Origin of the sequence: Paracoccus liaowanqingii (assembly GCF_004683865.2) — a bacterium.
GTDB classification, from domain to species: domain Bacteria; phylum Pseudomonadota; class Alphaproteobacteria; order Rhodobacterales; family Rhodobacteraceae; genus Paracoccus; species Paracoccus liaowanqingii.
Map to the genome: position 1 here is coordinate 2,481,820 of NZ_CP038439.1, position 19,943 is coordinate 2,501,762.

The 19,943-nt window shown below is 66.7% G+C and carries 20 protein-coding genes; all 20 read right to left on the minus strand.

Going from position 1 to position 19,943, the window contains the following annotated elements:
- Positions 1-20: 20 nt before the first annotated feature.
- Complete coding sequence (trmB, locus tag E4191_RS11955; RefSeq protein ID WP_135313608.1) at positions 21-734, minus strand: tRNA (guanine(46)-N(7))-methyltransferase TrmB; 714 nt, start codon at positions 732-734, stop codon at positions 21-23.
- 237 nt (positions 735-971) lie between these two features.
- Positions 972-2,648 (minus strand): ribonuclease J, encoded by a 1,677-nt coding sequence (locus tag E4191_RS11960; protein ID WP_135313609.1) that lies wholly within the window; start codon positions 2,646-2,648, stop codon positions 972-974.
- A complete protein-coding gene (locus E4191_RS11965; RefSeq protein ID WP_135313610.1) occupies positions 2,641-3,420 on the minus strand; it encodes a type III pantothenate kinase in 780 nt (259 codons plus the stop codon). The genes E4191_RS11960 and E4191_RS11965 overlap by 8 nt, the downstream gene beginning before the upstream one ends.
- 4 nt (positions 3,421-3,424) lie before the next feature.
- Positions 3,425-4,192, minus strand: coding sequence for a biotin--[acetyl-CoA-carboxylase] ligase (locus tag E4191_RS11970; RefSeq protein WP_228461282.1), 768 nt, complete (start codon positions 4,190-4,192; stop codon positions 3,425-3,427).
- On the minus strand, positions 4,182-5,660 hold the full coding sequence (gene nuoN, locus E4191_RS11975; RefSeq protein WP_135313612.1) for an NADH-quinone oxidoreductase subunit NuoN: 1,479 nt from the start codon (positions 5,658-5,660) through the stop codon (positions 4,182-4,184). Before nuoN ends, E4191_RS11970 begins: the two co-directional genes overlap by 11 nt.
- A 10-nt stretch (positions 5,661-5,670) precedes the next feature.
- A complete protein-coding gene (locus E4191_RS11980; RefSeq protein ID WP_135313613.1) occupies positions 5,671-7,224 on the minus strand; it encodes an NADH-quinone oxidoreductase subunit M in 1,554 nt (517 codons plus the stop codon).
- Between the two features lie 2 nt (positions 7,225-7,226).
- The gene (nuoL, locus tag E4191_RS11985) at positions 7,227-9,332 is read right to left on the minus strand and encodes an NADH-quinone oxidoreductase subunit L (RefSeq protein ID WP_135313614.1); all 2,106 of its coding nucleotides are present in this window, start codon (positions 9,330-9,332) and stop codon (positions 7,227-7,229) included.
- 4 nt (positions 9,333-9,336) lie between these two features.
- On the minus strand, positions 9,337-9,642 hold the full coding sequence (gene nuoK, locus E4191_RS11990; RefSeq protein ID WP_135313615.1) for an NADH-quinone oxidoreductase subunit NuoK: 306 nt from the start codon (positions 9,640-9,642) through the stop codon (positions 9,337-9,339).
- A 60-nt stretch (positions 9,643-9,702) separates the two neighbouring features.
- Positions 9,703-10,305, minus strand: a complete 603-nt coding sequence (locus E4191_RS11995) for an NADH-quinone oxidoreductase subunit J (RefSeq protein ID WP_135313616.1) — start codon at positions 10,303-10,305, stop codon at positions 9,703-9,705.
- The gene (locus E4191_RS12000) at positions 10,302-10,715 is read right to left on the minus strand and encodes a carboxymuconolactone decarboxylase family protein (protein ID WP_135313617.1); all 414 of its coding nucleotides are present in this window, start codon (positions 10,713-10,715) and stop codon (positions 10,302-10,304) included. Before E4191_RS12000 ends, E4191_RS11995 begins: the two co-directional genes overlap by 4 nt.
- A complete protein-coding gene (nuoI, locus tag E4191_RS12005; protein ID WP_131576394.1) occupies positions 10,712-11,203 on the minus strand; it encodes an NADH-quinone oxidoreductase subunit NuoI in 492 nt (163 codons plus the stop codon). The genes E4191_RS12000 and nuoI overlap by 4 nt, the downstream gene beginning before the upstream one ends.
- A 3-nt stretch (positions 11,204-11,206) precedes the next feature.
- Positions 11,207-12,238, minus strand: coding sequence for an NADH-quinone oxidoreductase subunit NuoH (gene nuoH / locus E4191_RS12010; RefSeq protein ID WP_135313618.1), 1,032 nt, complete (start codon positions 12,236-12,238; stop codon positions 11,207-11,209).
- A gap of 18 nt (positions 12,239-12,256) precedes the next feature.
- The gene (locus tag E4191_RS12015) at positions 12,257-13,003 is read right to left on the minus strand and encodes a hypothetical protein (protein WP_228461283.1); all 747 of its coding nucleotides are present in this window, start codon (positions 13,001-13,003) and stop codon (positions 12,257-12,259) included.
- A 4-nt stretch (positions 13,004-13,007) separates the two neighbouring features.
- Positions 13,008-15,020 carry an NADH-quinone oxidoreductase subunit NuoG gene (gene nuoG / locus E4191_RS12020; RefSeq protein WP_135313619.1) on the minus strand — a complete coding sequence of 671 codons (2,013 nt, stop codon included), beginning with the start codon at positions 15,018-15,020 and terminating at the stop codon, positions 13,008-13,010.
- A gap of 10 nt (positions 15,021-15,030) precedes the next feature.
- Positions 15,031-15,426 carry a DUF5333 domain-containing protein gene (locus tag E4191_RS12025; protein WP_135313620.1) on the minus strand — a complete coding sequence of 132 codons (396 nt, stop codon included), beginning with the start codon at positions 15,424-15,426 and terminating at the stop codon, positions 15,031-15,033.
- Between the two features lie 101 nt (positions 15,427-15,527).
- On the minus strand, positions 15,528-16,823 hold the full coding sequence (gene nuoF / locus E4191_RS12030) for an NADH-quinone oxidoreductase subunit NuoF (RefSeq protein WP_135313621.1): 1,296 nt from the start codon (positions 16,821-16,823) through the stop codon (positions 15,528-15,530).
- Between the two features lie 24 nt (positions 16,824-16,847).
- Positions 16,848-17,057: a DUF5337 domain-containing protein gene (locus tag E4191_RS12035; RefSeq protein WP_135313622.1), complete on the minus strand. Its 210-nt coding sequence runs from the start codon at positions 17,055-17,057 to the stop codon at positions 16,848-16,850.
- Positions 17,058-17,172: 115 nt separating this feature from the next.
- Entirely contained in the window at positions 17,173-18,084 is a 912-nt protein-coding gene (gene nuoE, locus E4191_RS12040; RefSeq protein ID WP_135313623.1) for an NADH-quinone oxidoreductase subunit NuoE, read from the minus strand.
- Positions 18,084-19,322 carry an NADH-quinone oxidoreductase subunit D gene (locus tag E4191_RS12045; protein WP_176562744.1) on the minus strand — a complete coding sequence of 413 codons (1,239 nt, stop codon included), beginning with the start codon at positions 19,320-19,322 and terminating at the stop codon, positions 18,084-18,086. The genes nuoE and E4191_RS12045 overlap by 1 nt, the downstream gene beginning before the upstream one ends.
- The gene (locus E4191_RS12050) at positions 19,322-19,942 is read right to left on the minus strand and encodes an NADH-quinone oxidoreductase subunit C (RefSeq protein ID WP_135313625.1); all 621 of its coding nucleotides are present in this window, start codon (positions 19,940-19,942) and stop codon (positions 19,322-19,324) included. The genes E4191_RS12045 and E4191_RS12050 overlap by 1 nt, the downstream gene beginning before the upstream one ends.
- Between the last annotated feature and the right edge of the window lies 1 nt (position 19,943).

Sequence of the window (19,943 nt, forward strand, 5' to 3'; positions counted from 1 at the left end):
CGATCCGGCGGGCCGTGTCCCTACAGCCGGCGGAAGGTGACGTAATGGGGCGCCCGCCCCTCGCGCAGCGCCTTCTGCTCGTAGCGGGTGCGCGTCCAGTCGTCCCAGGCCTGGTCGGTATCGCCGATCATCTCGAACCCCGCCGGAGGGACCTCCTCGCGGGTCTGGCGGATGTAGTCGGGAATGTCGCTGGCCACCCGGAAGATGCCGCCCGGGGCCATCACCCGCGCCAGGGGCTGCAGATGCTCGGGCGTGACGAAGCGGCGGCGATGATGGCGCAGCTTGGGCCAGGGATCGGGATACATGAGGAAGGCCCGCGCGATCGAGGCGTCGGGTAGCACGTCCATCAGGTCGCGCGCATCGCCCGGATGCACGCTGACATTCTCGACCCCCGCCGCCCGGATCTTGCCCAGGAGCATGGCGACGCCGTTGATATAGGGCTCGCAGCCGATGATCCCGATGTCGGGATAGGTCGCGGCCATGTGCACCATGTGCTCGCCGCCGCCGAAGCCCACCTCCAGCCAGAGCGGGCGGTCGTCCCCGAAGAACGTCTTGGGGTCGATGGGGTGACGGTCGGGATTGTCCTCGAGGGTGATGCCGCGCGGGCGCAGCTCGCCCAGATCCTCGGACAGATAGCCCTTCTGGCTCTGGCGCAGGGTCTTGCCATGCCGGCGACCATAGAAGTTGCGGCGCGGCGGGTTCGGATCGAAGACGGGGGGGCTTGAGTCGCTCATGCCGCCGAAGTGCCGCAAGCCGGGGCCGGTTTCAAGCCCCGGCGCGCGGCCATGTGCGTCCCGCGACGGCCGGGGGACTTTGCGTCCCCCGGACCCCCTGCAGGATATTTTCATGAAGAAGAAAGAGAGGCCTCGCGGCAGGGCCCGGAGGCCCTTGCCTTCATCTTGGCCCAAATATCCCGCGGGGGGTCCGGGGGGCGCGAAGCCCCCCGGCGGTCGCGGGACGCAAGCGGGCGGTCAGTCGGCCATCAGGCGGCTGATGATGACCGTCACCTCGGGCTTCTTGCCGATCTCTTCCATGGCGACCTGGCGGGTGATCTTGCGGATCGCCTCGTCCATCTTGCCATCGTCGCGCACCGTGCGGGCATCGGCCCGCTCGAGGAACTCGGACAGCTCGGATTCGACATGGCGGGCCAGATCGCCGCCGGCGCGGGTCTTGTCGGGCAGGCCCATCAGCTCAACCCAGGCATCGGGCAGGACCTTGTCGTCCTCGTCCACGATCACGCTGACCATGGCATGGCCGTTCAGCGCCAGCCGGATGCGGTCCCGCACGACACCGTCCATCGACCCGATCAGCTGGTTGCCGTCCAGATAGAGGCGCCCCGTCTCGACATGATCCACGACCTTGGGGCGGTCGCCCGTCAGGTCCAGCATCTTGCCGTTGGTCACGATCTCCGAAGTCATCCCCTTGGCACGGGCCAGCAGCATGTGCTCGCGCAGATGCAGATGCTCGCCATGCATGGGGATCACGATCCGCGGCTTGAGCAGGTCGTGCACCGCCTCGATGTCGGGGCGGTTGGCATGGCCCGACACGTGGTAGAGCCCGTCATCGGCGTCATAGACCTCGACCCCCGCCTCGCTCAGCGCATTCATGATGCGGCCGACCGACTTCTCGTTGCCCGGGATGGTCTTGGAGCTGAAGAGGAAGCTGTCGCCCTCTTTCAGCGACAGGCCCAGATAGCGGCCGCGCGACAGCTGCGCGCTGGCGGCGCGGCGCTCGCCCTGACTGCCGGTGACCAGCAGCAGGACCTTGTTGCGGGGCAGCTTGGCCGCCTCCTCCGGGCCGATCGTGTCCGGAAAGTCCTTCAGCACGCCCGAATCGAAGGCCACGCCGACCATGCGCCGCATCGCGCGGCCCAGCAGGCAGACCTTGCGCCCCGAGGCACGGGCCGCATCGGCCAGCGTCTTCAGCCGCGCCACGTTGCTGGCGAAGGTCGTCGCCACCACCATGTTCGGCTGCGCCATCACCCATTCCAGGATCGGCGTGGCCAGCACGGCTTCGGACCGGCCCGGATGGGTCGAGAAGATGTTGGTGCTGTCGCAGGCCAGGACCTTCACCCCGTCGCCCTCGGCCGCGATCTCGGACAGCCCGACCGGATCGAAGGCATCGCCCAGGACCGGCGTCACGTCGGTCTTGAAATCGCCCGTATGCACGATGCGGCCCGCCGGCGTGTCGATGATCAGCGCCGAGCTTTCGGGGATCGAGTGGCTGATCGGCACGTATTGCACCGAGAAGGGTCCCACCTGCGTGACCTCGGGGCGGGGGGCCACGATGTTGACCGCCTCGGCGGGCAGGCCGTATTCCTCCATCTTCAGCCGCACCAGCGTGCCGGTGAAGCGGCGGGCATAGATCGGCGCGTCCAGCCGGCCCCAGAGATGGCCGATGGCGCCGATATGGTCCTCGTGCCCGTGGGTGACGAAGATCGCCTCCAGCCGGTGGCGGTTCTGCTCCAGCCAGGTGATGTCGGGCATGATCAGGTCGATGCCCGGGCTGCCTTCCATGTCTCCGAAGGTCACCCCCAGGTCGACAAGGATCAGACGTTCCTTGCCGGGCTGACCGTAACCGTAGACATAGGCATTCATGCCAATTTCGCCCGCTCCGCCGAGCGGCAGATAGATCAGGCGTTCAGCCATTTCCCATCTCCTTGTTGTAATCGTGAATGAGCCGAAGCCCGTGCATCGTCAGATCGTCTTCTATGGCATCGAACAGGTCGAATCCCTGATCGAAGAGTGGCGCGAGCCCGCCAGTGGCTATGACTTTCATCGGACGGTCGCGCTCGGCGCGGATCTTGTCCACGATACCGTCGACCAGACCGACATATCCCCAGAACACGCCGGACTGGATACATGCAACCGTATTCGTACCGATCACCCGTCCCGGCATCGTCACATCGACATGAGGCAGCGAGGCCGCGCCCATGTGCAGCGCCTCCAGCGACAGGTTGACGCCGGGCGCGATGGCGCCGCCGATATAGGCGCCGTCCACGTCGACCACGTCGAAGGTGGTGGCGGTGCCGAAATCGACCACGATCAGGTCGGGGCCGTGGCGGTCATAGGCGCCCACGGTGTTCACCAGCCGGTCGGGGCCGACCGTGGTGCCCATGTCGACGCGCGGCTCGACCGGCAGCAGGCAGTCGGGCTTGCCCACCACCAGCGGCCGCGTGTCGAAATAGCGGTTGCACAGCACGCGCAGGTTGAAGACCACGCGCGGCGCGGTGGCGCTGATGATGCAGGCGTCGATCTGCAGCTCGAACTTCTTCACCGCGATCAGGGTGGACAGCCAGACATAGTATTCGTCGGCCGTGCGCCGGTGATCGGTGCGGATGCGCCAATGCGCCAGGAACTGCGTCCCGTCCCAGACCGAGAAGACGGTGTTGGTGTTGCCGGTGTCGATGCACAGAAGCATGGGTCTATCCGCCGAAATGAATGTCGGCGGCCGAGATCGCCTGCCGGCCGCGCGGCGTCGTCAGGACCAGCGCGCCGGTGGGGTCGATGCCGTCGAAGCGGCCGGTCGTCTCCGTCGTGCCCATGCGGGCGGTGATCGTCTCGCCCAAGCGTGCGGCCCGGGCCATCCAGGCGGCGCGGATCGGCTCGAAGCCCTGGGTCCGCATCTGCCGCTGCCAATGATCGAAGCTGGCGGCCAGCGCGTCCAGCAGATCCTCGGGCGCGATCTGCAGACCCGTCTCTCCGGCCAGGCTGACCGGGCGCAGGGCGCAGGGTTCCAGCTGCTCGGGCTCGGGCGCCGCGACCAGGTTGATGCCGATGCCCACGGCCAGCACCGCGACCTGCCCGCCCGCGCCGCTGCTTTCCAGCAGGATCCCCGACAGTTTGCCGCCGTTCAGCAGCACGTCGTTGGGCCATTTCAGCGACAGGGCCAGCCCCGGGCCGCAAAGGGCGCGCAGCGCGTCATGCACCGCCAGCGCCGCGACGAAGGACAGGCGGACGGCGTCGCCCGGCCCGCCCTCGGGGCGCATCACCAAGGTGGCTGCGAAATTGCCCGGCGGGTCGGTCCAGGCCCGGCCGCGACGGCCGCGACCGGCCTCCTGCCGCCGCGCCATGATCCAGGCGGGGCCGCTCAGCGACGGGGCCAGCCGCAGCCCATGGGCATTCGTGCTGTCCACGCGGTCCAGGACATGCCGCGCGACACCCTCAGGCCAGGACGCGGGATTACTCGACAACGACCACGGCCGGGTCGACGACCACCAGGGGCTCGACCAGCGACAGTGCGGCGGTGGCCGCCGCCTCGTCCACGCCCAGCATCGTGACCGCGCCCAGAAGCAGCGCCCCGGCCGAGACCAGCAGCGCCGCATATTGGACCGCACCCATCCGGCTGGTCACGCCCTCGCTCTCGCCGCCGAAGAACATGTAATAGACGATGCGCAGGTAGTAGAACGCGCCGATGACCGAGGCGATGACGCCCGCGATGGCCAGCCAGGACATGCCGGCATCGACCGCCGCCGTCAGCACGCCGTATTTGGCGAAGAAGCCCAGGAAGGGCGGCACGCCCGCCAGGCTGAACATCAGGAACAGCACGGCAAAGCTTTTCAGCGGCTCGGCCTGGGCGAAGCGGTTCAGGCTCTCCAGATCGGTGATCGGGCGTCCCTCGCGTTCCAGCGACAGGATGAAGGCGAAGGTGCCCACGTTCATCACCGCATAGATCGCCATGTAGATCAGCATCGCCTGCACGCCATAGGCCGTGCCCGCCGCCAGACCCACCAGGGCGAAGCCCATATGCGCGATCGAGGAATAGGCCATCAGGCGCTTGATGTTGCGCTGCCCGATGCCCGCGATCGAGCCGAGGAACATCGACATCACCGCCAGCGCCGCGATGATCTGCGTCCAGTCGGCGGGGACGTTGCCGAAGGCGTCGAACATCAGCCGCGCGATCAGCGCCATGGCCGCCACCTTGGGCGCGGTGGCCAGGAAGGCCGTCACCGGCGAGGGCGAGCCCTCGTAAACGTCGGGCGTCCACATGTGGAAGGGCACCGCCGAGACCTTGAAGGCCAGACCGACCAGCAGGAAGACCAGACCGAACAGAAGGCCCAGGGGCAGGCTGCCCGCCTGCACCGCCTGCATGATGCCCGAGAACTGCGTCGTTCCGGCAAAGCCGTAGACCAGCGAGGCGCCATAGAGCAGCAGGCCCGAACTCAGCGCGCCCAGCACGAAATACTTCAGGCCGGCCTCGGACGACTTGACGCTCTCGCGCCGCATCGCGGCCACGACATAGAGCGCCAGCGACTGCAGCTCCAACCCCATGTAGAGCGACAGCAGGTCGCCGGCCGAGACCATCATCATCATGCCGATCGTCGCCAGCACGATCAGGATCGGATATTCGAAGCGCATCAGCCCGTGGCGGTCCAGATAGTCGGCGCTCATCGCCAGGACGGCGGCGCCGGACAGCAGGATCGTCACCTTGGCGAAGCGCCCGAAGGCGTCGTCGACGAACATCCCGAAGAACGCGATCTGCTGCGGGCGCTCCGACAGGCCCACATAGGCCCCCGCCACCAGCAGCGCCAGGACGCTGGCCCAGAGGATCGGCATCGCGATCCGGTCCTTGCCCAGATAGGCTCCCGCCAGCAGGGCCGCCAGCGCATAGATCGCAAGCCACAGCTCTGGCAGAATGGTGGAGAGATCCAAACCGGTCATCTTGCGTTCCTCAATGGCTGACGGCGGCCGCAGCCAGGTCGTCATCGGCGGCCTCTTCGGGCAGCGCGTCGTGGAAGTCCACCAGCAGCGCCTGGACCGAGGGGCCGGTGATGTCGGTGACAAGGCGCGGATAGACGCCCAGGATCAGGGTCATGGCGATCAGCGGCGCGAAGATCCAGCGCTCGCGCGGGGTCATGTCGGTGATCGTGCGCAGGCTTTCCTTGATCAGCGCACCCATGGTGACGCGGCGATAGAGCCACAGCGCATAGCCCGCCGACAGGATCACGCCTGTCGTGGCGACCAGCGCCACCCAGGTGTTGGCGCGGAAGGCGCCCATCAGGGTCAGGAACTCGCCCACGAAGCCCGAGGTGCCGGGCAGGCCGACATTGGCCATGGTGAAGAACATGAAGACCAGCGCATAGACCGGCATCCGGTTGACCAGCCCGCCATAGGCGTCGATCTCGCGCGTGTGCATGCGGTCGTAGATGACGCCAACGCAGAGGAACAGCGCGCCCGAGATGAAGCCGTGCGACAGCATCTGGAAGATCGCCCCGTCCAGCCCCTGCTGGTTGGCGGCAAAGATGCCCATGGTGACATAGCCCATATGGGCCACCGACGAATAGGCGATCAGCTTCTTCATGTCGGACTGCGCCAGCGCCACCAGCGAGGTGTAGACGATGGCGATGGCCGACATCCACAGCACCAGCGGCTGCAGCAGGTCGGAGGCGACCGGGAACATCGGCAGCGAGAAGCGCAGAAAGCCGTAGCCTCCCATCTTCAGCAGCACGGCGGCCAGCACGACCGACCCGGCGGTCGGGGCCTGCACGTGCGCGTCGGGCAGCCAGGTATGGACCGGCCACATCGGCATCTTGACCGCGAAGCTGGCGAAGAAGGCCAGGAACAGCAGCGTCTGCATGCCGCCGATCACGGTGAAGCCCAGCACCTGCATCGTGACCGACGGAAAGTCGAAGGCCAGCATCGTGGGAATGTCGGTGGTGCCCGCGGTGCGCGCCATGGCGATCATCGCCACCAGCATCAGCACCGAGCCGATGAAGGTATAGAGGAAGAACTTGAAGCTGGCATAGATGCGGTCCTTGCCGCCCCAGATGCCGATGATGAGGAACATCGGGATCAGGCCCGCCTCGAAGAACAGGTAGAACAGGATCAGGTCCAGCGCCGTGAAGACGCCGATCATCAGCCCCTCCAGCACCAGGAAGGCGATCATGTATTCCTTGACGCGGATCTTGACGTCCCAGCAGGACAGGATGGTCAGCGGCATCAGGAAGGTCGTCAGCATCACGAACAGGATCGAGATGCCGTCCACGCCCATCTTGTAGCGCAGGCCCATGATCCAGGCGTGATCCTCGACGAACTGGAAACCCGTGTCGGCGGGGTTGAACCCGGTCAGCAGGAAGATCGAGATCAGGAAGGTCGCGCTGGTCGCGATCAGGGCCAGCCACTTGGCGTTCTTCTGCGAGGCGGCATCGTCGCCGCGCAGGAACAGCGCCAGGATGCCCGCCGCCACGATGGGCAGGAAGGTGATGATCGAAAGAAGGTTCGTCATGATCAGTACGTGCCCCGCATCATCACCCAGATCAGCAAGCCCACGATCCCCAGCACCATGGCGAAGGCATAGTGGAACAGATAGCCCGACTGCACCCGTCCGGCGAAGCGGGTCAGGCGCGGGATGATTCCCAAGGCCAGCCCGTTGATGGCGCCGTCGATAACGGCTCCGTCACCGCCCGTCCACAGCTTGCGGCCCATCCAGCGGGCCGGGCGCACGAAGATGGCGTCATAGGCCTGGTCGAAATACCACTTGTTCAGCAGGAACTGGTACAGCCCGCGCTGCTGCGCGGCCAGCTGGCCGGGCAGCTCGGGGCGGCGGATGTACATCAGCCAGGCCAGCCCCAGACCGATCAGCATCGCCACGAAGGGCGAGACCTTGACCCAGGCCGGGACATAGTGGGCGTCGTGCATCACGTGGTTGTCGGGATGCATGTAGATCGCGCCCTGGCCCACGACCACGCCCTCGGTCCGGATGCCGTCCGTGGCATCGGCGGCGGCGTGGCCCGCATCCGCGGGCGCCTCGGCGGCGGGGGGGTCGATGAGGGCCGGCTCGGTCCCCTCGGCGGCGGCATGCTCGGCCTCGGCCACGGGCAGGCCGAAGAAGCCCTGCACGCCCTCCTCCTCGAAGAAGCTGTTGTACCAGATCATGCCCGCGAAGATCGAGCCGAAGGCCAGCACGACCAGCGGCGCGGTCATCACGCGCGGGCTTTCATGGGCATGGTCATGCGCATGGTGATCGCCGCGCGGCGTGCCGAAGAAGGTCAGGAACATCAGCCGCCAGCTGTAGAAGCTGGTCATCAGCGCCGAGATCACCAGCATCCAGAAGGCATAGCTGCTGCCCACGAAGGCGCTCTCGATGACCGCATCCTTGGACAGGAAGCCCGCGAAGCCGATATGGGTCAGCGGGATGCCCACGCCGGTGATGGCCATGGTGCCGATCATCATCGCCCAGAAGGTCAGCGGGATCTTCTTCCGCAGCCCGCCGTAATTGCGCATGTCCTGCTCGTGATGCATCGCATGGATCACCGATCCGGCGCCCAGGAACAGCATCGCCTTGAAGAAGGCATGGGTCAGCAGGTGGAACATGGCGACCGAATAGACGCCCACGCCCGCCGCGACGAACATGTAGCCCAGCTGCGAGCAGGTCGAATAGGCGATCACGCGCTTGATGTCGTTCTGCACCAGGCCCACGGTGGCGGCGAAGAACGCCGTGGTCGCGCCGACATAGACGATGAACATCTTCGCCTCGGGGGCGAACTCGTACAGGGGCGACATGCGGCAGACCAGGAAGACGCCTGCCGTGACCATGGTGGCCGCGTGGATCAGCGCCGACACGGGCGTCGGCCCCTCCATCGCGTCGGGCAGCCAGGTGTGCAGGAACAGCTGCGCCGACTTGCCCATCGCGCCGATGAACAGCAGGATCGCCAGCACGTTGGCCGCGTTCCAGTCGCGCCACAGGAAGGTCATCTGCGTCTCGGCCAGCATCGGGATCTGCGCCCACAGCTTGTCGAACTGGATCGTGCCGGTCATCCACCACAGCCCGAAGATCCCCAAGAGGAAGCCGAAATCGCCGACGCGGTTGACGATGAAGGCCTTCATGGCGGCCGCCCCGGCCGACTGCTTCTTGAAGTAGAAGCCGATCAGCAGATAGGACGCGACGCCCACGCCCTCCCATCCGAAGAACATCTGCAGCAGGTTGTCCGCTGTCACCAGCATCAGCATCGAGAAGGTGAAGAAGGACAGATAGGCGAAGAACCGGGCGCGATAGGGCTCGTCATCGCCGAAATTCTCGTCATGCGCCATGTAGCCGAAGCTGTAGAGGTGCACGAGCGCCGAGACCGAGTTGATCACGATCAGCATGATCGCCGTCAGCCGGTCCAGCCGGATCGCCCATTCGCTGGTGAAGTCGCCCGAGACGATCCAGTCCAGCACCGGCACCTGCAGCAGCTGCCCGTCGAAGGTCAGGAACACCACCCAGGACAGGGCGGCGGCGGCGAAGAGGATGGCGGTCGTCAGCACCTGGGCGCCGCGTTCGCCGATGATCCGCCAGCCGAAGCCCGCGATCAGCGCGCCCAGGAGGGGCGCGAACAGGATGAATTGCAGCATGGCCTTACCCCTTCATCACGTTGACATCTTCCACCGCGATCGTGCCGCGGTTGCGGAAGAAGACGACCAGGATGGCAAGGCCGATGGCGGCCTCGGCCGCGGCGACGGTCAGGATGAACAGGGTGAAGATCTGCCCGCCCAGATCGCCCAGATGGGCCGAGAAGGCGACGAAGTTGATGTTGACCGCCAGAAGCATCAGCTCGATCGACATCAGGATGACGATGACGTTCTTTCGGTTCACGAAGATGCCGAAGATCCCGGCGACGAAGAGGATCGCCCCCACGACAAGGTAATGTGTCAGTCCGATCATCGTCTCAGTCCCTCCGGGTTCTTGTACCCGTTGCTCTTCTGTTGGCGCGGGCGGGGGCCTTTACAGCCCCTGCCCCGGCTTGACGTCGCGCAGCTGCATGGCCTTGGCCGGGTCGCGGTGCATCTGCTTGATCACGTCCTGGCGCTTGACGTCCTTGCGGTGGCGCATCGTCAGGGTGATCGCCCCGATCATCGCAACCAGCAGGATCAGCCCGGCGAACTGGAACGGCAGGATGTAGCGGTCATAAAGCACCAGCCCGATGGCGTTGGTGTTCACCTCCTGCGACACGATCGGAACCGAGCGCAGGGCGATCGACTGCTCGCTGCTCTCCCAGGCCCCGAAGGCGATGGCCAGCTGCGCCAGCAGCACCAGCGCGATCAGCCCCGCCAACGGCAGGTAGCGGGCGAACTCGCCCTTGAGATTGCCGAAATCGACATCCAGCATCATCACCACGAACAGGAACAGCACCGCGACCGCGCCCACATAGACGATGATCAGCAGCATGGCCACGAATTCCGCGCCCAGCAGCACGAAAAGCCCGGCCCCCGACAGGAAGGCCAGGATCAGCCACAGCACCGAATGGACCGGGTTGCGCGACAGCACCACCATGAAGCCCGCCGTGCAGACCGAGATGGCGAAGAGGTAGAAGGCGAAGGTCATCATGGCTGGGCTTTCCCTTCGGATTCGGTGAAGACGCCCTGCGCGATCTCCAGCGCCTTCTGCATCGCGGGAAGCCCGCCGAACATCCCCATCTGATAGATCACCTCGGCGATCTCGCGCGGCGTGGCGCCCGCCTCCATCGCGTGGCGGATGGTCATGCGCAGCTGCGGCTCGGCCAGGGCGCCCTGCACGGTCATCGCCGCGACCGTCACCAGAAGCCGGGTCTTGGCATCCAGCCCCTCGCGGTTGAAGGTGCGGCCGAACCACATCTCCAGCATGTCGGCGGGCATGGTCGGGAACATCTTCTCGACCGCCTTCAGGTCGAAATGCTCCAGCGCGGGATTGAAGGTGCGGGCCATCTCCTGGCCCTGGCTCAGCATCTGCTGGAACATCTTGGTGAAGGGATCGGTCATCTGTAGGGCGCGTCCATCGCGAGGTTGCGGGCGATCTCGGATTCCCACCGGGCGCCGTTGTCCAGAAGCTTGGCCTTGTCGTAGAACAGCTCCTCGCGCGTCTCGGTGGCGAATTCGAAGTTCGGCCCCTCGACGATGGCATCGACCGGGCAGGCCTCCTGGCAGAAGCCGCAATAGATGCACTTGGTCATGTCGATGTCATAGCGCGTCGTGCGGCGCGAGCCGTCGTCGCGGGGCTCGGCATCGATGGTGATCGCCTGCGCGGGGCAGATCGCCTCGCACAGCTTGCAGGCGATGCAGCGTTCCTCGCCGTTGGGATAGCGGCGCAGCGCGTGCTCGCCCCGGAAGCGGGGGCTCAGCGGTCCCTTCTCATGGGGATAGTTGATGGTGGCCTTGGGCGCGAAGAAATAGCGCATGCCCAGGCCGAAGCCTTTGATGAAATCCACCATCAGGAAGTACTTGGTGGCGCGGACGACGTCGAAAGCCATCTTTTACACTCCTGCCCAGCGGGCCCAGAAGGTCCCGAAGACTTCGAATTTCGCAAGGAAGGCCACCAGCACGACCCAGCCCAAGGACAGCGGCAGGAAGACCTTCCACCCGATCCGCATCAGCTGGTCGTAGCGATAGCGCGGCACGATCGCCTTCACCATGGCGAACATGAAGAACCAGAAGACCATCTTCAGGAACATCCAGATCGCCCCGTCCGGCAGGCCCGGGATGGGCGACAGCCAGCCGCCGAAGAACAGCAGGCTGATCAGCGCGCACATCAGCCACATGGCAATGTACTCGCCCGCCATGAACAGAAGGTAAGGGGTCGAGGAATATTCGGTCATGAAGCCCGCGACCAGTTCGGATTCCGCTTCCGGAAGGTCGAAGGGCGCGCGGTTCGTCTCGGCCAGGGCCGAGATGAAGAACAGCACCAGCATCGGGAAATGCGCCAGCCAGAACCAGGACAGCAGCCCCGCCCCGCGCTGCGCCTCGACGATGGCGGTCAGGTTCATCGACCCGGCCGAGATCACGATGCCGATGATGATCAGGCCCAGGCTGACCTCGTAGCTGATCATCTGCGCGGCCGAGCGCAGCGAGCCCAGGAACGGGAATTTCGAGTTCGACGCCCAGCCGCCCATGATCACGCCGTACACCTCCAGCGAGGAGACGGCGAAGATGAACAGGATGCCCACGTTGATGTCGGCCATCACCCAGCCCGGCGCGAAGGGAATCGCCACGAAGGCCAGCAGCGCCAGCATCATCGACAGGAAGGGCGCCAGGAAGAAGACGAACTTGTCCGCCCCGGCGGGGATCACGACCTCCTTGACGACGAATTTCAGCGCATCGGCAAAGGTCTGCAGGATGCCCCAGGGGCCGACCACGTTGGGGCCGCGGCGCATCTGCACCGCCGCCCAGACCTTGCGGTCGCCATAGACCATGTAGACCAGCGACAGCATGACGAAGACGATGATCGCCAGACCCTGCGCCAGCAGGATGATGGCGATGCCCCATGAGGAAGCCCAAAAATCAGCCATGTTGCCCGTCCCTTTGCCTTACGCCGCGGGAATGCCGCGTGCCCTGCATTCGCGCAAGGTGTCTTCCGTTTCCATCACCCGCAATCCCATCGGCTTGTCGTCCGACAGAAGGAAGGCCGCGCCGATCAGCAGCTTGCCGTTCCGCTCGGCCTGCAGCGTCCGGATGTGCCGTCCATAGGGGTTGCCATTGTCCCTGGCCCAACCGGCCAATGCGCAGGTGGCATACGAAAACGCGATATCCGCGTCCACCCCCTGCCGCAGATTGGCCGTCACCTCGACCAGATCGGCCCCGGCCCCGCGGTTGAGCGCGTCGACCTTGACCGCCAGGAAGACCTGCGGGTCGATCTCGACCCCCTCGGGCAGCGTGGGCAGCGCGGGCTGGGTCCGGGCCGCGAAAGCCTCCAGCGCCTCTTCCTGCGCGGTCTTGCGGCGCGGCAGGTTCGGCGCGACCAGCCCGCCGAAATCCATGTCCAGGTTGGCGTTCAGCGCGGCCAGATCGGCCTCGCTGACCTCGAAGGCGTCACGGCCGCCGGCGCTGTCCAGATCCAGCGTGGTGACCGATCCGTCCTCTTCCAGAATCAGGATCTCGGCCGATTGGGTCGAGATCCGCGCCCGGCTCAGGACGCCCGCCCCCGCCGTGCCCGGCATCTGCGCCACGGGCGCGGCACTGGGGCGATCACCGCCCGAGGTTCCGGCAAAGCAGCCCGACAGGGCCAGGACGGTGCCTAGCAGGGCCGCGGAACGAAATCGGATCGGTGTGGGCATCGGCTTACTCCGCAGCCAGGGCAGGCGCCTGACGCGCCGCAGCCATCCGGGACAGCTCGCCCATCAGGGGCGAGCAACGGGCGATCGGGTTGGTCAGGTAGAAGTCCTTGACCGGGTTGACGAAGCTGGCGCGGCCCAGGTCGCCCTTGGGCAGGGGCTGCCACTCGGTCTCCGCGATCTGGTCCAGGCGGCCCAGATGCGGCACCGCCTCGATCAGCTTGCGGCGCAGCTGCGCGATGCTGTCCCAGGGCAGGGTCCGGTTCAGCTCGCCCGACAGCGCGCGCAGGATGGCCCAGTTCTCCTTGGCCTCGCCGGGCGCGAAGTTCGCGCGCAGTGCCAGCTGGGGACGGCCCTCGGTGTTCACGAAAAGGCCCATCTCCTCGGTATAGCAGGCGGCGGGCAGGATGATGTCGGCCCGGTGGGCGCCGCGATCGCCGTGGCTGCCCTGATAGATGACGATCGGACCGGCGGCGATGTCGACCTCGTCGGCGCCCAGGTTGAAGATCACCTGCGCCCCCTCGATGGCCGCCGGCAGCCCGCCACGGGTCACCGCGCCCACGTCCATGGCGCCCACGCGCCCGGCCGCCCCGTGCAGGACCAGCAGACCGCAGTTCCCGGCCTCGGCCAAGGCCATCGCATGGCCCAGCACCGCCGCGCCATCGGCCTCGCGCAGCGCGCCCTGCCCCACGATGATCAGGCCCCGCTCGTCGCTGGCCTCGATGCCGCCCAGAAGCGTGGTCAGCGCCGCGCGGTCCGTGCCCAGATGGTCATAGTCGAAGGTCAGGTCCACCGCCGGGCCGATCAGCGACACCTGCGCGCCCTGCGTCCAGGCGCGGCGGATGCGGGCGTTCAGCACCGGCGCCTCGTCGCGCGGGTTGGTCCCGATCAGGATGATCCGCGAGGCCGTGTCGATATCGGCGATGGCCGCATTGCCCAGATAGGCGCTGCGGTTGCCCTCGGGCAGCTTCACGCCGTCGGTGCGGCATTCGACCGACCCGCCCAGACCCTCGATCAGGGTCTTCAGGCTGAACGCCGCCTCGACCGAGGCCAGATCGCCGACGAGGCCCGCGACCTTCTTGCCGCTCATCGCGTGGGCGGCGGCGGCCAGCGCCTCGGGCCAGGTGGAGGGGCGCAGCCGCCCCCCCTCGCGCAGATAGGGCTGGTCCAGCCGCTGGCGGCGCAGCCCGTCCCAGACGAAGCGGGTCTTGTCGCTGATCCACTCCTCGTTCACGCCGTCATGGTTGCGCGGCAGGATGCGCATGACTTCGCGCCCCTTGGTGTCCACGCGGATCGCGCTGCCCAGCGCGTCCATGACGTCGATGGTCTCGGTCTTTGACAGCTCCCACGGGCGGGCCTTGAAGGAATAGGGCTTGCTGACCAGCGCCCCCACCGGGCACAGGTCGATGATGTTGCCCTGCAGGTTCGAGGCCAGCGTCTCGTTCAGATAGCTGGTGATCTCGCTGTCCTCGCCCCGGCCGGTCTGGCCCATCTGGCTGATGCCGGCCACTTCCGAAGTGAAGCGCACGCAGCGGGTGCAGCTGATGCAGCGGGTCATGTGGGTGGCGACCAGCGGGCCCAGATTCAGCTCCTCCGAGGCGCGCTTGGGCTCGCGATAGCGGCTGAAATCGACGCCATACGCCATCGCCTGGTCCTGCAGGTCGCATTCGCCGCCCTGATCGCAGATCGGGCAATCCAGCGGATGGTTGATCAGCAGGAACTCCATCACGCCCTCGCGGGCCTTCTTGACCATCGGGCTGTTGGTGCGGATCTCGGAGGGCGCGCCCTCGGGCCCCGGGCGCAGGTCCTTGACCTGCATCGCGCAGGAGGCGGCGGGCTTGGGCGGGCCGCCCACGACCTCGACCAGGCACATCCGGCAGTTGCCCGCGATGGACAGACGCTCGTGATAGCAGAAGCGCGGGATCTCGATCCCGGCCTGCTCGCAGGCCTGGATCAGCGTCAGGTTGGGATCGACCGCGATCTCGGTCCCGTCGATCTTGATTGTCCGCAGCTCTGCCATGATCCGTTCCTTACCTGGCACTCAGCAACGATCCGGCGACCGTCTGCTGTGCGATTTCGTCCCGCCCGAGGCGGCAGAATGTCTGCGGATCGCCGTTCACGACGCCGCGTTCGACCATATAGCGGTCGGCCTGCGCATAGATGCGCTGCCGATCGGGGCGGCTGTCCAGAAACGCGTCGATCTGCGCCTCGGAATAGCCCTTGTCGCGGGCATAGCGCTTCAGCGCCCGCGCCTCGCTGAAGGCCCGCACCAACCGCGCGTCGATCGAGGGGCAGCCGCGACGGACCAGATCGGCCACGCGGGCCTGCACCAGGCGGTCGTTGACGTAAGGCTCGGACGACAGGGGCTCCAGCGCGGCGGCGGGCGTGGCGGCCAGCAGAAGGGCGGCGATCAGGGGGCGAAACATGGCACGATCCTTCGGGTGATGACGTGTCTCCACATAAGCACCCGCCGGGCGCTTTGCCCGACACGAGCCCGTGCGGGCCCCGTGATATGCCGCCCCTGCGATCATTCCGCCGCCAGCGCGCCCATGCGCCCGGTCTTCTTGGCCTTCAGCCGGTCTTCGATCTCGCCGCGGAAGTTGCGGATCAGGCCCTGGATCGGCCATGCGGCGGCGTCGCCCAGGGCGCAGATCGTGTGCCCCTCGACCTGCTTGGTGACGTCCAGCAGCATGTCGATCTCCTCGACCTCGGCCTCGCCGGTCACCAGGCGGTGCATGACGCGCATCATCCAGCCGGTGCCCTCGCGACAGGGCGTGCACTGCCCGCAGCTTTCATGCTTGAAGAAGGCCGACAGCCGCCAGATCGCCTTGATGACGTCGGTGGACTGGTCCATCACGATCATGCAGCCGGTGCCGAAGCTGGATTTCACCTCGCGCATGCCGTCGTAATCCATGATCGCGCTCTCGCATTGCTCGGCCGTCAGCACCGGGCAGGAGGCGCCGCCGGGGATGATCGCCTTGAGGTTCGACCAGCCGCCGCGGATGCCGCCGCCATGCCGGTCGATCAGCTCGCGCACGGGGATCGACATGGCCTCCTCGATCACGCAGGGGGTGTTCACATGCCCGGTCAGGCCGAACAGCTTGACGCCCGCGTTGTTCGGACGCCCGAAGCCCGCGAACCATTCCGCCCCGCGCCGCAGGATCGTCGGCACCACGGCGATGGATTCGACGTTGTTCACCGTGGTCGGGCAGCCGTACAGGCCCGCGCCCGCCGGGAAGGGCGGCTTCATGCGCGGCATGCCCTTCTTGCCCTCCAGGCTTTCCAGCAGGGCGGTCTCCTCGCCGCAGATATAGGCGCCGGCGCCGTGATGCAGGTACAGGTCGAACTCCCAGCCCGATCCCGCCGCATTCGCGCCCAGCATCCCCGCGTCATAGCATTCGTCGATGGCGGCCTGCAGGGCCTCCTTCTCGCGGATGTATTCGCCGCGCAGGTAGATGTAGCAGGCATGCGCGTTCATCGCGAAGCTGGCGATCAGCGCCCCCTCGATCAGGGTATGCGGATCATGGCGCATGATCTCGCGGTCCTTGCAGGTCGCGGGTTCGGATTCGTCGGCATTGATGACCAGATAGGACGGGCGCCCGTCCGATTCCTTGGGCATGAAGGACCATTTCAGACCCGTCGGAAAGCCCGCACCGCCCCGCCCGCGCAGGCCCGAGGCCTTCATCTGCTCGACGATCTTGTCCCGGCCGCGGCCGATGATCTCGGCGGTGCCGTCCCAATGGCCGCGCGACTGCGCGCCCTTCAGGCTGCGGTCGCCCATGCCGTACAGGTTGGTGAAAATGCGATCCTGGTCTTTCAGCATCCGTCAAATCCTCTATTCCCGGCGTCACGCATTCCTGCGCCGCCAGATACGCCAGGTCACGATCAGCGACCAGACAAAAGCGCCGATGGCGGCAAGGTCGGCCAGATAGGCCCACTCCGCCGCCCAGCCATATTCCCGCCCGATCGCCTGCACCGCAAGCCAGCCCAGCATGGCGACGGCGATCACGATCGCCACCAGCCGCATCTGCCGGGCATCGCGGTCGGGCGCGGCCATCACGCGGACCTGCGGCGGGGCTGCCGGCGCGGGGGTCGCGCGGCGCCTGCTGCGGTCGGTCTGCACAAGCCTTGCATCGCGGCGATCCCCTTCTGCATCAGCACTGTCGTCTCGGTCAGTCCTTGCCCGAGCCCTTGACGGCATCGGTCTCGTCCGCCCGCACATTCGCGGGCTCGCGCTTGGACACGGGGCGCGCGGCGGAACTGGCCTGCGCCTCCTGCTCGGTCGCGCCGGTCGCGTCGGCCGGCGCACCCTCGGCGGGGCGCGGCTCGATCTCGGGGGCGCTGTCGATGCCGGTCTGGTCGTCGATCGCCGCCTCCGGGTTGCGCCGCCACTTGGTCAGGATCGGCACCTCGGTCCCGTCGATGCGCTTGAGCGTCTCGCCGATCTCGGTGGCCAGCGCGACGCTGGCATTCGCCGACTCGAACCCCTGGGCCTCCGTCAGGCTGGTCAGCCCGGTCGCGGGCTCCGAGGCGAAGCGTCCCGACTGCGAGCCGGGCACCGGAACCTCGCCCGCCGACATGCGGTCGATCAGCGATTCCAGGGTCTCGGCGGTCAGGTCCTCGTAGTAGTCCTTGCCGATCTGGGCCATCGGCGCATTGGCGCAGGCGCCCAGGCACTCGACCTCTTCCCAGCTGAACTTGCCGTCCGCCGACAGGGTGTGCGGGGTCGGCGCGATCCTGCGCTTGCAGACCGCGACCAGATCCTCGGCTCCGCAGATCATGCAGGTCGTCGTCCCGCAGATCTGGATGTTCGCCACGCGGCCCACCGGCTGCAGCTGGAACATGAAGTAGAAGGTCGCCACCTCCAGCGCCCGGATATAGGCCATGCCCAGCAGGCTGGCGCAATATTCGATGGCGGGGCGGGACAGCCAGCCCTCCTGCTCCTGCGCGCGCCACAGGATCGGGATGATCGCCGATTGCTGGCGGCCCTCGGGATACTTGGTCATCTGCGCCCGCGCCCAGTCCAGGTTGGCGGGCGTGAAGGCAAAGCTGTCCGGCTGGACGGGGTGCAAGCGGCGCAGCATCAGCGGTCGACCTCTCCGAAAACGATATCCTGGGTGGCGATCAGCGCGGGCACGTCGGCCAGCAGATGGCCGCGGGCCATCCAGTCCATCGCCTGCAGATGCAGATAGCCCGGCGCGCGGAGTTTCGCGCGATAGGGCTTGTTGGTGCCGTCGCTGACCAGATAGACGCCGAATTCGCCCTTGGGCGCCTCGACGGCGGCATAGACTTCGCCCGCCGGAACGCGGAAGCCCTCGGTATACAGCTTGAAATGGTGGATCAGGCTTTCCATGTCGCGCTTCATGTCGGCGCGCTTGGGCGGCGTCATCTTGCCCCGGGCCATCACGTCGCCCGGCCCCTCGGCCCGCAGCTTGGCGATCGCCTGCAGCATGATGCTGGTCGATTCGCGCATCTCCTGCATCCGGCACAGGAAGCGGTCATAGCAGTCGCCATTCGTGCCGACCGGGATCTTGAAGTCGAATTCGTCATAGCATTCATAGGGCTGGCTGCGGCGCAGGTCCCAGGCCATGCCCGATCCGCGCACCATCACGCCCGAGAAGCCCCAGTCCAGCGCCTGCTGTTCGCTGACGATGCCGATATCGACCAGCCGCTGCTTGAAGATGCGGTTCTCGGTCAAGAGCGTGTCCAGATCGTCCAGCACCTTGGGGAAGCGGCCGCACCATTCCTCCATGTCGTCCAGCAGGTCCGGGGTCAGGTCCTGATGGACGCCGCCGGGCCGGAAATAGGCCGCGTGCAGCCGCGCGCCCGAGGCGCGTTCATAGAAGATCATCAGATCCTCGCGCGCCTCGAATCCCCACAGCGGCGGGGTCAGCGCGCCCACGTCCAGCGCGCCGGTGGTCAGGCCCAGCAGGTGGTTCAGGATCCGCCCCACCTCGCAGAACAGCACCCGGATCAGGCTGGCGCGGCGCGGCACGGGCGTGCCGGTCAGCCGCTCGATCGCCAGGCACCAGGCATGTTCCTGGTTCATGGGCGAGACGTAGTCCAGCCGGTCGAAATAGGGCAGGTTCTGCAGATAGGTGCGGCTTTCCATCAGCTTCTCGGTGCCGCGATGCAGCAGCCCGATATGCGGGTCGGCGCGTTCGACGATCTCGCCGTCCAGCTCCAGCACCAGGCGCAGCACGCCGTGCGCGGCCGGGTGCTGGGGACCGAAGTTGATGTTGAAGTTGCGGATGCGCTGCTCGCCGGTCAGCAGATCCTCGCTGCCGTCGTCGTACTGGTTGTTCCGGATATCGCCGTCCATCATTTCGCGGCCCCCTTTTCGTCGCCCGGCAGGGCGTATTGCACGCCCTCCCACGGGGACAGGAAATCGAACTGCCGGTATTCCTGCGTCAGCCGCACCGGCTCGTAGATCACGCGCTTCTCGGCCTCGTCATAGCGGACCTCGACATAGCCGGTGGTCGGGAAGTCCTTGCGCAGCGGATGGCCCGAGAAGCCGTAATCCGTCAGGATGCGCCGCATGTCGGGATGCCCGGTGAACAGGATCCCGAACATGTCGAAGATCTCGCGCTCGAACCAGTTGGCGCAGGGATGGATGCCGGTCAGCGTCGGCAGCATCTCGTCCTCGCGGATGGCCACCTTCACGCGGATGCGGTGGTTCTGGTACATCGACAGGAAATGCCACACCACGTCGAAGCGCTGCTGGCGCGACGGGTGATCGACCGCGGTGATGTCGACCAGCGTGGAAAAGCGGCAGGAACTGTCGCTGCGCAGGAAGTCGATCAGGTCCAGCACGCCGCTGGCCGTGGCGGTGACCGTCAGCTCTCCGAACGAGACCGAGGTGCCCACGACCTCGTTGGGGCGGCGCAGCCTGATGTGCTCGCCCAGCTGGTCCATCGCGTCGATGTCTTGATACTGCGCCATG

Bases quoted from the DNA above. Each gene is read 5' to 3' on its own strand.
- E4191_RS11980 (WP_135313613.1), bottom strand. From the start codon at position 7,224: ATGACGAACCTTCTTTCGATCATCACCTTCCTGCCCATCGTGGCGGCG.
- nuoF (WP_135313621.1), bottom strand. From the start codon at position 16,823: ATGCTGAAAGACCAGGATCGCATTTTCACCAACCTGTACGGCATGGGC.
- E4191_RS12000 (WP_135313617.1), bottom strand. From the start codon at position 10,715: ATGACCGATCCCTTCACCAAGATGTTCCAGCAGATGCTGAGCCAGGGC.
- E4191_RS12045 (WP_176562744.1), bottom strand. From the start codon at position 19,322: ATGGACGGCGATATCCGGAACAACCAGTACGACGACGGCAGCGAGGAT.
- nuoI (WP_131576394.1), bottom strand. From the start codon at position 11,203: ATGGCTTTCGACGTCGTCCGCGCCACCAAGTACTTCCTGATGGTGGAT.
- nuoH (WP_135313618.1), bottom strand. From the start codon at position 12,238: ATGGCTGATTTTTGGGCTTCCTCATGGGGCATCGCCATCATCCTGCTG.
- nuoG (WP_135313619.1), bottom strand. From the start codon at position 15,020: ATGGCAGAGCTGCGGACAATCAAGATCGACGGGACCGAGATCGCGGTC.
- E4191_RS11960 (WP_135313609.1), bottom strand. From the start codon at position 2,648: ATGGCTGAACGCCTGATCTATCTGCCGCTCGGCGGAGCGGGCGAAATT.
- nuoN (WP_135313612.1), bottom strand. From the start codon at position 5,660: ATGACCGGTTTGGATCTCTCCACCATTCTGCCAGAGCTGTGGCTTGCG.
- E4191_RS11995 (WP_135313616.1), bottom strand. From the start codon at position 10,305: ATGATGACCTTCGCCTTCTACCTCTTCGCCATCTCGGTCTGCACGGCG.
- E4191_RS12015 (WP_228461283.1), bottom strand. From the start codon at position 13,003: ATGCCCACACCGATCCGATTTCGTTCCGCGGCCCTGCTAGGCACCGTC.
- E4191_RS11965 (WP_135313610.1), bottom strand. From the start codon at position 3,420: ATGCTTCTGTGCATCGACACCGGCAACACCAACACCGTCTTCTCGGTC.
- nuoE (WP_135313623.1), bottom strand. From the start codon at position 18,084: ATGCTGCGCCGCTTGCACCCCGTCCAGCCGGACAGCTTTGCCTTCACG.
- nuoK (WP_135313615.1), bottom strand. From the start codon at position 9,642: ATGATCGGACTGACACATTACCTTGTCGTGGGGGCGATCCTCTTCGTC.
- E4191_RS12050 (WP_135313625.1), bottom strand. From the start codon at position 19,942: ATGGCGCAGTATCAAGACATCGACGCGATGGACCAGCTGGGCGAGCAC.
- trmB (WP_135313608.1), bottom strand. From the start codon at position 734: ATGAGCGACTCAAGCCCCCCCGTCTTCGATCCGAACCCGCCGCGCCGC.
- E4191_RS12025 (WP_135313620.1), bottom strand. From the start codon at position 15,426: ATGTTTCGCCCCCTGATCGCCGCCCTTCTGCTGGCCGCCACGCCCGCC.
- nuoL (WP_135313614.1), bottom strand. From the start codon at position 9,332: ATGCTGCAATTCATCCTGTTCGCGCCCCTCCTGGGCGCGCTGATCGCG.
- E4191_RS12035 (WP_135313622.1), bottom strand. From the start codon at position 17,057: ATGGCCGCGCCCGACCGCGATGCCCGGCAGATGCGGCTGGTGGCGATC.